This window comes from Sphingomonas sp. UYP23, from assembly GCF_054059235.1.
Genome location: NZ_JBSSBX010000001.1, coordinates 1577894 through 1589789 on the forward strand (window position 1 = coordinate 1577894; position 11896 = coordinate 1589789).

8 protein-coding genes and 1 pseudogene are annotated in these 11896 nt (G+C 66.5%); all 9 read right to left on the reverse strand.

What is annotated here, in order from left to right; genetic code table 11:
• Positions 1-26: 26 nt before the first annotated feature.
• Positions 27-1442: a M20/M25/M40 family metallo-hydrolase gene (locus tag ACVWYO_RS07880; RefSeq protein ID WP_457349647.1), complete on the reverse strand. Its 1416-nt coding sequence runs from the start codon at positions 1440-1442 to the stop codon at positions 27-29.
• A 182-nt stretch (positions 1443-1624) separates the two neighbouring features.
• Positions 1625-2107: an MFS transporter gene (locus tag ACVWYO_RS07885; protein WP_457349649.1), complete on the reverse strand. Its 483-nt coding sequence runs from the start codon at positions 2105-2107 to the stop codon at positions 1625-1627.
• A 139-nt stretch (positions 2108-2246) separates the two neighbouring features.
• Positions 2247-2840, reverse strand: a pseudogene (locus ACVWYO_RS07890) (MFS transporter); the annotation flags it as partial.
• Positions 2841-2893: 53 nt separating this feature from the next.
• Entirely contained in the window at positions 2894-3940 is a 1047-nt protein-coding gene (locus ACVWYO_RS07895; protein ID WP_457354913.1) for a LacI family DNA-binding transcriptional regulator, read from the reverse strand.
• 4 nt (positions 3941-3944) lie between these two features.
• Complete coding sequence (locus ACVWYO_RS07900) at positions 3945-5423, reverse strand: tryptophan halogenase family protein (RefSeq protein WP_457349651.1); 1479 nt, start codon at positions 5421-5423, stop codon at positions 3945-3947.
• The gene (locus ACVWYO_RS07905; protein ID WP_457349653.1) at positions 5420-6451 is read right to left on the reverse strand and encodes a cupin-like domain-containing protein; all 1032 of its coding nucleotides are present in this window, start codon (positions 6449-6451) and stop codon (positions 5420-5422) included. The genes ACVWYO_RS07900 and ACVWYO_RS07905 overlap by 4 nt, the downstream gene beginning before the upstream one ends.
• Entirely contained in the window at positions 6444-7166 is a 723-nt protein-coding gene (locus tag ACVWYO_RS07910; protein WP_457349655.1) for a SapC family protein, read from the reverse strand. Before ACVWYO_RS07910 ends, ACVWYO_RS07905 begins: the two co-directional genes overlap by 8 nt.
• Positions 7166-8689: a tryptophan halogenase family protein gene (locus ACVWYO_RS07915; RefSeq protein WP_457349657.1), complete on the reverse strand. Its 1524-nt coding sequence runs from the start codon at positions 8687-8689 to the stop codon at positions 7166-7168. The genes ACVWYO_RS07910 and ACVWYO_RS07915 overlap by 1 nt, the downstream gene beginning before the upstream one ends.
• A 111-nt stretch (positions 8690-8800) precedes the next feature.
• Positions 8801-11872: a TonB-dependent receptor gene (locus ACVWYO_RS07920; protein WP_457349659.1), complete on the reverse strand. Its 3072-nt coding sequence runs from the start codon at positions 11870-11872 to the stop codon at positions 8801-8803.
• Between the last annotated feature and the right edge of the window lie 24 nt (positions 11873-11896).

Here is an 11896-nt window from a genome sequence, read left to right on the forward strand (position 1 = left end):
CACGATCGTTCGGCGTATCGCGTCGGTCAGCCTGCATAGGCCTTGATCAGGTCGAACAGATAATCGCGGCCCGAATAGACTGCCTTGACGATCGCGCGCTCGTTGAGGCCGTGCGTGCCGTTGCCGTCGGGATCGCCATAGGTGCCCGGCGGGCCGTAGACGGGAATGCCGATCGCCTCGAGGAAGATGCCGTCGGTCGCGCCGGTCGACATCATCGGGCTGAGCGGCACGCCGGGGTAGTATTTGGCGAGCAGCGTCTGCGCCGGGCCGATGATCTTGGGGTCGAGCGGTACCGGCTTGGCGACCGGCCCGCGGTTGTCGGTCTGCTTCACGCTCAGCGCCGGATCGGCGATGACCGCGGCGAGCTGGTCGCGCACGGCGTCTGGCGAGACACCGGGGAAGATCCGGCAGTTGATGTTCGCGCCGGCGCGCTGTGGCAGCGCATTGTTGGCATGGCCGCCGTCGAGCAGCGTTGCGACGCAGGTCGTGCGCAGCATCGAATGATAGCTCTTGTCGGTGTCGACCAGGGTGAGCGCCGCTGTGTCGGCGGGATTGGCCGCGAGTGCGATCATCGCGCGGCCCATCGCATCCCCGCGCGCGGCGCCGGCGGTGCGGAAATACGCCTTGGTCGTGTCGGTCAGCATCACCGGAAAATCATAGCCGCGCAGCCGGACAAGCGCGTCGGACAGCTGGTAGATCGCGTTTTCCTTGACCGGGGCCGAGCTGTGGCCGCCCGGATTGGTCGCCTCGATCCGATAGTTGATCGCGGTCTTCTCGCCGACGTGCAGCGTCGCGATGACGAGCTTGCCGTGCCCATCGCTGCGCCCGCCGCCGCCTTCGTTGAGCGCGAATTCGGCGGCGATCAGATCGGGCTTGTTCGCCGCGAGCCAGGAGGCGCCGTTGAACGCCCAGCTCGTTTCCTCGCCGCAGGTCAGCGCGAGCTTGATCGTCCGCTTGGGGCGATACCCCTGCTGCTTGAAGCGGAGCAGACTGTCGATCCAGATCGCGTCGAGCGCCTTCATGTCGGCGGTGCCGCGGCCGTAGAAATAGCCGTTTTCCTCGATCAGCGTGTACGGATCGCGCACCCAATCCTCGCGCTTCGCCACGACCACGTCGATATGGCCGAGCAGCAGCATCGGCTTCACCGTCTTGGAGCTGCCCGGATAGACGACGACCAAGCCGCCCTCCTTGGGATGATCGGGGACCGAGAACGGCGTGATCTGCGTGTCGGTGAACCCCGCCGCCTTGAAGCGCGCGGCGACCTTGCCGGCGAGCGCAGTGCAGCTGCCCGTCGTGATGCTGGTGTCGGTCTCGACCATGTCCTTGTAGAGCGCGCGGAACGCCTGCTGGTCGGGCCGCAGCGTTTGCGCGGTGCCGGGTTGCGCCACAAATAGGCTCGTCAGCGTCGCCAGACCGATGGCGACCGTCGCTGCATTCTTCATGGTGCTTCCCCGTCTTTGGCGTCCCGTGGCGCGCAGTATGCGCAGCCGCGGCGCGATCCGGAAGCCGCCACGGAAGGATCTTTCGCCCGCCGCTCGAAATTCTTGCGGCCGACGCCGGTAGCGTCTCGGTCCATGAGCCAAATCCAGGGGTTAGGATGCGGCGGTGGCCGGTCCCAAGCGCGCTATTTCCGTCCCGTCACGCCAAGCATCGCCAATCCTCCGAGCAACGACAAAGCGGCAAGCGCGAAGAACAACGTCGCGAAACTGCGCGGGGTCGCCAGCCACCACGCCAATGCCGGCCCGATCAGCACCGGCACCGTATTCGACAGATTGATCAGCCCCAGATCGCGCCCCCGCCGCCGCGGATTGGGGAGCAATTGCATGACGAAACCGATCTGTAGCGTCAGAAAGGTGGTCCAGCCGCTCGAAAACAGGCAAAAGCCTATCGCGGCGGCGGTCAAGTCGGACGCGCCCCCCATCACGACGAGACCCGCGACGTCGAGCGCGACGGCGGCCATGAGGAACGGTTTGCGCCGGCCGGACCTGTCCGACCAGCGGCCAAACACAAGGGCCAGGGGCAGGGGTACGAGGTTCGCCATGAAGATCAGGCCGCCCACCTGCGCCGGCACGCCACCGCGCGCGGCGGGCGCTGCGAATTGCTCCATGAAGAACAAAAAGGTAGGCGAACAGCACGTTGCCCGCGATCTGGACCATCAGGCGCGAGATCCAGGCAATCGCCATGTCGCGGGGCGAGACCACCATCCGCCGATCCACCGCCGGCGCCGTTGGCCTGGCCGACGTTGCCAGCAATGGCACCAGGCAGACGACCGAGACCATTGCGATGACGCCCAGGCGCAGCCCGAGTGCGGGTGTGGTCCATGCCGCCAGAAGCGGCCCCATCACGGCGCCAAGCGGTTGCGCGCCGGCGAGCAGCCCGCTCAGCAGACCCTTTTGCCGGTCGAGGCTTTCCTCGGCGAGCAGCGCCACGAGCGGCGCCAAGGCGATATTGAGCGACACCTGAAACTCCATGACCGCGACGACGAGCATCTCGGGTGTCCGGGCGCTCGCGATGCCGAGGTACGACACGATCGTCGCAACGAGCCCCGCGGCGATCCACGAACGCCGGCCACCGCCGCGTTCGAGCGAAAGATCGCTGAGCCATCCGAAGACGATTCCCGAAACGCTCGCCATGACCGCCCCCGCGATCATCGCCGTCGCGAGCACGCCGAACCGCGCTTCCCCCGCGATCTGCTCGATCCGCAGCGGCAACAACAGCGTCAGCAGCGGCAGATAGGCGACGACGCATCCGGCATAGGCAAGCGCACCAAGCACCGGAACAAGAAAGGTCGATCGCCCGGCGGCGTCGGCGGAGAGGAAGCGATCCGGATACGCGGTCATACGATTCGACGCTTAGGGCGTCAGCACCGCGACAGCCAAGGATTTGAACGCGGTCAGCGGCGCGGCGCGGTCGATTGGCGCAGCTCGAGCTTTGCGGGCAGGACGATCGGTTGTTCCGGCGTCTCGCGCCCACCAAGCTCGGCGATGATGAGTTCGACCGCGCGCGCCGCCAGATCGGCGATCGGCTGGTCGATCGCGGTGAGCGGCGGGTGCGTGAACCGCACGATCGGCGTGTTGTCGAAGCTGATCAGCGACAGATCGCGGGGCACCACGATCTTGCGGTCGCGGCACGTCTCGAGCGTGGCGAGCGCCATCTGGTCGTTGCTGGCGATGATCGCGGTCGCCGGGTCGACCGCGTCGAGCAACGCCACCGCCGCCTGCTGGCCCGAGGCATAGCCGAAATCGCCGCTGGCCAGCAGATCGTCCGCCAGCCCCGCATCCGCCATCGCTGCACGCCAGCCATCGACGCGCCACGCGCTGAGTTCGTAATCGGGCGGCCCGGCGATGAAGCCGATCCGCTCATGCCCCAACGCGATCAGATGCTCGGTCGCGATCCGCGCGGCGCGCTCGTCATCCATCGTCAGGGCAAAGCCCGCCCCGGCGCGGCGCGAGCCGATCCGTACGAAACTGATCCGCTGCGCCTCGAGCAGATCGACGATCAGCGGATTCTCCGAATGCGGCGGCGTCAGGATCACCCCGTCGGGCTGGAGCGCGGCGATCGCGCCCATCAGCTCGCGCGCGATATGGTCGCTATGCGTATCGACCAGCTCGACGATCATCCGATAGCCATAGGTCGCGCAGGTCAGCATCCCGCCGAGCAGCATCTGGTCGACCCAGTCGGTGCCCTGCCGCGCGCGCCAGTCGGCGATCGTGCGCTCGCGATCGTTGAGCGCGACGATCAGGTAAGAGCGCGAGCCGCCCATCCGTTGCGCCGCAATCGAAGGGACATAGCCGAGCCGGTCGATCGCCTCCTGCACGCGCGCGACCATTTCGGGGCGGACGCTGGGCTCCTTGTTCACGACGCGGCTGACGGTCTGCAGCGACACGCCTGCATCCGCCGCAACATGCTTGATCGTGACGGCCTGCCGTCTGCGCGCCATTCGCTCAGCCGCCGCAATATTGCGCGACATAGGCGGCGTGCGGCGGCAACCCAGCCACGGTCCGCGCGACATTCTCGCGCAGCGTTGCCAGGAACCTGGCCAGTTCCTCGTCGGGAAGCTTGGCAGCGATCGGGTGATGGGCGGCGGGTTCGATCCCCTGCCCCAGCATCACCTGGACCCAACTATTCTCGGCGAACAGCTCCTCGTTGCGGCGGAACACGCGGCCGGTCTCGCGGAACAAAGCGATCTTCTGCGCGAGGCTCTCGGGCACCTCCATCGCCGCGCACTGCCGCCAGAACGGGGAATCGCGGCGATTGGTCGCCTTGTAATGGAGGATCAGGAAGTCGCGGATCTGCTCCATGTCGGCGAACTGCTGGTCGTTGAATTCGGCCACGTCGCGCGGCGAGATCGCGCCGCCCGGCATCATCCGGATCAGCCGCAGGATCGCGCGCTGGATGAGATGGATGCTGGTCGATTCGAGTGGCTCCATGAACCCGCCCGACAGCCCGATCGCGACGACGTTGCGATGCCATTGCCGTCGCCGCGCGCCGGTGACGAAGCGGATATGGTTCGGCTCGGTCAGCACCGTGCCCTCGACATTGCCGAGCAGCCGCTCGAGCGCGGCGTCGCGGTCGAGATAGCGGCTGCAATATACGATGCCGTTGCCGGTGCGATGCTGCAGCGGGATGCGCCACTGCCATCCCGCATCGTGCGCCATCGCGCGCGTGTATGGGACAGGCGGGCGGACATTTTCGGTCTGCACCGCGATGGCGGAATCACACGGCAGCCAGTGGCTCCAATCGTCGAACCCGGCGTGCAGCGCCTGCTCGATCAACAGCGCGCGAAAGCCGGTGCAGTCGAGGAACAGGTCGCCCTCGACGACTTGGCCCGATTCCAGATGCAGCGCAGCGACGTCGCCGCTCTCGCCGTCGAGCGCGACCCGCGCGATCTTGCCCTCGATCCGCCGCGCCCCGTCGCCCTCCGCCATCCGCCGCAGGAACTGCGCGTAGAGCGCGGAATCGAGCTGATAGGCATAGTTCATCCGCTCGTCGGGCAGATGCGCGAACTTGCCTTCCATCGCCGCGACCAGTTCGAGGCAATAGGCGTCGTAGGACGCGTCATGCCCGCGCTCGCGGCCGTTCATCCAGAAATGCTGGAAGCCGGCCGACCAATGGTCCTGCCCGGTCGTTCCGAACGAATGGAAATAGCGGTCGCTGCCGTCCTTCCAGCCATCGAACAGGATGCCGAGCTTGAAGGTCGCCTGCGTCGCGCGCATGAAATCGGCCTCGCCGATGCCGAGCAGCCGGTTGTAGGTGACGAGCGGCGGGATCGTCGACTCGCCCACCCCGATCGTTCCGATCGCGTCGGATTCGATCAGCGTCACCGCGGCGGTGCGGCCCATCGTCCGTGCGATCGCGGCGGCGGCCATCCAGCCTGCGGTGCCGCCCCCGGCAACGACGATACGGCGTGGGCTGGCGATCATTGGCTGAGGTTCCTGAGCAGGAAGGCGCGGATCCGATCGGCGCTTTCCGGGGTGAGCGGGGCGAGCACGCTGCGGCCCGCCTCGGGGATATGCGCGGTCACGTCGTCGCTGTTGTCGAACACATAATAGTCGAACAGGTCGCGCCAATGCTGCTTCTGGTCGGCAGGCAGGTCGCGGATCGCGAGCAGCGCGTGGTTGAGCGCATCCTGTGGCGAGCCCATCCAGCGCGGCGTCTCGCGCCACCAATAGTTCACGAGCACGTTGAACTCGGCGAGCCCCTCGACGTGATGCCACCACAGCGCGGGAATATAGAGCGCGTCACCCGCCTCGAGCTCGGCGACCTGCGCATGCGCCAGCGCATCGGGGAAGCGCGGGTGCAGCTCCGCGTCGGGCGCGTGGAAATCGACCATGCTGATCGCGCGCCCCGCGGGCGTGTTGTCGATCGGCCCGAGATGCAGATTGCGGAACTGTTTGCGCGGGAACAGCGTGAAACGCCGCCGCCCGGCGGCCACGCACGCCAGATTGTTGGGCAGATCGTTATGCGCGGCGATCCGCGTCCTGGTGCCGATCCAGATGCTTGCGAGGCACGTCCGATCGCCGAGATCGACATGGTTCGCCTCATACAGACCATTGAAGAACTGGTGCATGTCGATCGAGGCGAGATAGACCGGCGGCGCCCCCGCCTTGCCCTCGATCGCGTCGATCCGCCCGAAGATGTCGGGCAGCTTTGCGCGCAGCGTGCGGAAATTCATCGCCATCGCCGCGTCGTAGAACAACCGGCCATCGCCGCCCGGCTCGCCGATCGCGACGGTGAAGGCGGTATCGCGGTGATGGCGCAGCAGATAGGCGCGCGCGTCGCGCGGCGAGCGGCGCGCCGCCTCGACCAGCGGCCAGTCCTTGACCAGCCCGCGCACGACGAACGGCGCATCGGCCGCGCGCAGCCGCGCGTCGAGCTCGGCCGCATCCGCGACCACGATCTCGGGTACGCTCGCGAGATCCTTGAAGACGCCGGGATCGGCTTCAGCCACGCGGGGCTTCCCGTCGGCTCTTGCGATCGACGAGTTCGGCGACGTTGCTGAGCGAGGCGAGCGCCATGAACATCGGCAACAGATGCCCGTCGGCGTGCAGCTCGCCAAGTGCCACCGCGTCGAGCTGCTGCAGGCGCTCCTCGGCTATCGCGTGATAGCCGACGAGCCGGTTGGTCGTACCGTCGGCGAGCGTGATTTCGAGCGTCAGGGGTTCGAGCAGGTCGTGCCGTGCGAGGGCTGCGAAGAAGCCCTCGCTCGCCTGCCACCCGGCATCGAGCTCGCCCAGCTGCCCAGCGATCGTCTCGAGATACGGCGTCGGCCGGCCGAGATCGTCGAACACGCGGACCCCTTCACCCCCGCTGGCGACGCGCGTGCTGTCGAGATCGAGATGGATCTGCTTGTCGCCGCCCTCCGTCGCGGGGTGGCCGATCAGGAAGGGCTGGATCTCCATCGCGAGCGGACGATAGCGCGCATCCCAACGCTCGCCATCGAGGAACAGATTCTCGCCGGGCTCGAACCCGAACATCGCCAGCGCCTGGAAACGGTCGCGCTGCGGTGTGAGGCGGAACAGGATCGGATAGTCGTTCTGCACGCGGCGAAACTCGCTCGGCACGATCAGGCACGACATCACCGCATCGCCGAAATCCGCACCGCGCGTCGACGCGATGCGCAGCGTGCGGTGATCCTCGCTGGTCAGGAGCGCGTGGTTGGCCATCAGGAAATATGCTCCATAGCAGTCGGTTGATACGCCGCCCGGCAGGCATCGAGATAGGCGCGGATCGGCGGCAGCGTCGCGACCATGCTGCGCGTGCGCTGCGCGATCGGCGCCAGCGGCACCGGCTTGTGCGCGTCGAACGGCCCGGGCTTGGGAACCTGCGCACCCATGCCGTACAGGATATACTGATAGCTCGCCGCGGGGAACAGCTCGTCGATCATCGGGACGTCGGCGCGCGTCGGCGGCCGGTTCGCCCAGAGCGCAAGCAGTTCGGCGAGCCGCGGCGGGATCGATGCGGCCGCGCGATGGTCTTGCCAGTAGCGCCCGTCGCGCCGGCTGAGCACGTAATGCAACTTGAGGAACTCGACGATCCGGTCCCAGCGATAGCGGAACAGCGTGTTGAAGCGCGCGGCGGTGAGCGGCATGGTCTCGCGCGTCGGCCAGTCGTCGAGCAGCGCATCGAGCGACAGCTCGATCGTGACGATCGCCGACGCCTCGAGCGGCTCGAGAAACCCCGCCGAGAGCCCGATTGCGAGGCAGTTGCCGGTCCAGAACTGCGCGCGATGGCCCGAGCGGAAGGTCAGCCGGCGCGGCGTGATCGGCTCGGCCGTGCCGAGATACGCGGTCAACGTTTCCAGCGCGGCATCGTCGCTCATATGTGCGGACGAATAGACGCAGCCGACTCCGCGCCGCGTCGGCAGGCCGATGTCCCAGATCCATCCCGCCGCATGCGCGGTCGCATCGGTCTGAGCGGCGATCGGGCTGTCGGCGGCAACGGGAACCTGCACCGCGAGTGCGCGGTCGTTGAACAACACGTCGCTGCGGTCGATGAACGGCACCTCGCCGACCAGCAGCGCGGCGTGGCCGGTGCAGTCGAGGAACAGGTCACCTGCGACGGCGCCATGCCTGCGGGTACGCACCGCAGTCACATCGCCGCTTTCGGCACGATCAACGCCGATCACATGATCGCGCACATGCCGAACGCCGAGCCGCTCGGTCGCATGCCGCATCAGCAGCGCGGCGAGCTTGCCCGCGTCGAGATGATAGCCGTAATTCAGTGCCCCCGCATAATCGGGCATCGTCCGCTGGCGCGGCGCCAGGCACTGGCCGGCAACCTGGGGTTGCGGTGTCACCGCATCGGCGAACGCCATACCCGGAGCGTCGGCCTGCCACGCCGCAACGAGCGCGCGGGCGTCCGCCTCGAGCGGCGGCGTGAAGGGGTGAAAATAGACGTCGTCCGCCGCGCCGGTCGTCCAGCCGCGGAAGCGCGAACCGTGCTTGAACGACGCGTCGCAGGCGAGCAGGAATTCCGCCTCACCGATCCCGATCCGTTCGAGCGTCGCACGCATCGTCGGCCAGGTCCCCTCACCCACGCCGATCGTCGCGACATCGGGGGATTCGACGAGCGTCACCGTGATCGGATGCGCAGCCGACGGCCGCGCCGCTGCGGCGATACGGCAGGCGGCAAGCCAGCCAGCAGTGCCGCCGCCGACGATGACGACTTTAGAGATGGCCGTATCCAATTGGCCCGTCCTGTTGCGGGGCCCGTAGTCGGGCCCCGTTCGACACCATCTGTGCCCCGCAACCCCGGAAAACGCCACCCTCGCAGCGCGAGGGCGGCGCCGTATCCGGTGTTAGAACGCGATCCGTGCGCCCGCCGAGTAGCGCGGATCCTGCTTGGTCACGAACGCGACGTTGCGATCCGAGCGGAGATGGCCGCTGCGATCCTCGCTGTTGACGTTGATCCCCTCGACGAACACCGAAATGCTCTTGGTGATCGCGTAGCTCGCGCTGACGTCGAGCTGGCCATAGGTGTCGATGTAGAACGGGTTGACCCCCGCCGCCGACAGATACCCCTTGCGCCAGTTATACGCGGCACGCGCCTGCAGGCCGTTCTTGTCATAGAACAGCACCGCGTTGGCGCTGTCCGACAGGCCGGTGATCGCGAATTGCGAGACGCTTGCCGGCAGGCGGTTGTTGTAGTTCTGATTGCCGCGGACGATCGTGTAGTTGAGGATCGTGCCGAACCCGGTGTTCCAGAATCTGTGCTGGATCGCGAATTCGAACCCATCGACATTGGCGGTCTGCGCGCTGTTGAACGGCGTCTGGATCACGAAGTTGACCAGCGGATCGTTCGGCTGCGCGACGATCGTCCCGTTGACCACGCCACCCGGATAATTGGCCCCGATATAGTCGCGGATCTGCGCAAAGGTTGCGTTCGCGCCCAGCGCATTGAGCGCCGCCTGATAGCGCGGGCCGTTCTGCGTCACGCCGTTGAACGTCGTCGTCGGCGAGGTGATCCCGGGGATCGTCTGGTTAACGACCGTATTGCCGATGTAATTCGCCACATTCTTGTGGAAATACCCGACCGAAATGTAGCTCTCTTTGTTGTAATACCATTCTGCCGACAGGTCGATGTTCTTCGACTTGTACGGGATCAGATTGGGATTGCCGAGCGAGCCGGTGCCGCCGCCGACGCGGAACAGCGTATCGAGCCGGCGACCGCCCTGCAGGCTGCCATAGTCAGCCCGCGTGATGGTGTGGCTGTAGGACGCGCGCAGCTTGACGGTATCGGTCGGTTCGATGTCGAAATCGACCGACGGCAGCCAGTTCTGGTAGCTGCCCTTGAACGAGGTGAAGCCGGTCCCGTTGAACAGGATGTTGAACTCGTTCTGCGAGTTCTGCCGCGCGCCCGAGGGGGCCGGCACCAGCGCGGACGCACTGACGTCGGTCGTCTCATACCGCAGGCCACCGATGATGTGCCCGGGCATCGACAGCACGTTGAACTTACCATTGAACTGGAAATAGGGCGAGATCGTCTTCTCGCGGACGCGCGAGTCGGTGGTGTACGGGATCAGGCACTGGCCGCTGCCGCCGCAGATCTTGTACGCCTGGTCGAGCAGCTTGACGACGCTCGGCAGGTCGAACGTGTAGAACGACTTGACGATGTCCGCCGAATTGGCGCCGCTGATGCCCGAGAACTTGTCGGGAATGCTGGTCAGCGTGAACAGGCTGTCGGGCAGCAGCGCCGCCGCGGCAGCCCGCTGCGCGGCACTGTCGCCGCCGGTCCCGCCCCACGTGTCGTTCTGCAGCACGCTATACGCCGAGCGGACCTTGTTGTCGGTGTATTGCACGCCCCAGTCGAGGCTCTCGAGGAACCCGTGGCTGTGGTCGTAATGCCCCTTCAGCTGGAACTGGTTGATCTCGTCGCGGAAGTAGGAATTGCGGAAGGCGTTGCCGGTCGGAACGATGTTCGCGGCATTGAGCGGATCGATGCCGGAATAGGTGTTGTACGAGATGACCGGCAGCTGGTTCTGGAAATTGATCGTCTGGTTCTGGATGCCGAACACCGCGGTGCCGACCGAGTTGCTGTTGCCATACGGGCTGTTCGGCTTCGATTCCGCGGTCGAGTGATTGACGTCGAGCACCACGGTGACGCCGCCCGGCGCCTTCCAGGTGAGGTTGCCGCCGATCGCCTTGTTCTCGCTGCGCGCCGACGTCTGCGACGCGGAGTAAGCGAGATCCTTGGTCTCGGACGCGCCGAACCGCTCGGTGTAGAAGTTCGGCCCGGCGACCGGCCCGTTGGTCCACGAGCTCGACGTGTCGTTATGGTTGTACCAGATGCCCACGCTGTTATCGCGAATGTCGACGGTGTTGCGCGAATAGGTATAGTCGAACGTCGCGGTCAGCGCGTCGGTCGGCTTGAACTGCAGCACGGCCTGCCCGTTGATGCGCTGGCGCTTGCCGTTGACGACATCATAGCCCGCGTTCTGCGGGACCTGATAGACGTCGGTCGCACCCGGACGGTTGGTGATGTTGGCCGCGCGCGGGTCGCCTGGTTGCGCGAGCGAGCCCCAATTGTTCTCCGCGCCGAGATAGCCGTCGCGGAAGCCGACATTGGCCTGGTTCGCGCTGAAATGCCGCTCCTGGAACGAGCCGAGCACAAGCACGCCGATGCGATCGTCGGCGAAGGTGTCGGAGAAGATGCCCGACACTTCGGGCGTCACGTCCTTGCCGCCATTCTGCGACGTGTCGATCACGCCGCGCGCCGACAGCGAGCCGCGCAGGCCCGGCTTGTCGAACGGCTGCGGCGTGCGGATGTTGATCGTCGAGCCGATGCCACCCGACGGCACGCTGGCGCGGCCGGATTTGTAGACTTCGAGCGCGGCCACGCCTTCGGACGCGAGATTGGCGAAATCGAACGAGCGCGAGACCGGTGCGCCGTTGCCGTCGCCGATCGTCGAGGTCGCAAGCTGGCGGCCGTTGAGCGTGACGAGATTGTATTCCGGACCGAAGCCGCGGACGGTGACGAACTGGCCTTCGCCGTTCGAACGGTCGATCGACACGCCGGTGATGCGCTGGAGCGACTCCGCCAGGTTGGTGTCGGGGAATTTGCCGATATCCTCGGCCGAGATCGCGTCGACGATGCCCTGCGCATTGCGCTTGAGATTGATCGAGCTGCGAAGGCTGGCGCGGATGCCGGTGACGACGATGTCGCCGCTCGCGTCGGTCCCATCGGCGGTCGCGGTGCTCTGCGTCGTCGCGGTGCTGGCCGGCGCATCCTGCGTCGTCGCCGGACCGGTGTTGCCCATCGTCGACGCGGCGTCCTGCGCCCCGGCGATCATCGGATAGCCGGCAAGCGCAAGCGTCGAGACGCCAAGTGCGAGTCGCGTAGCCAAACGGGTGCTAAAGCCCCCCATCATCATCCTCCCTGATAGCGGCGCGTTACC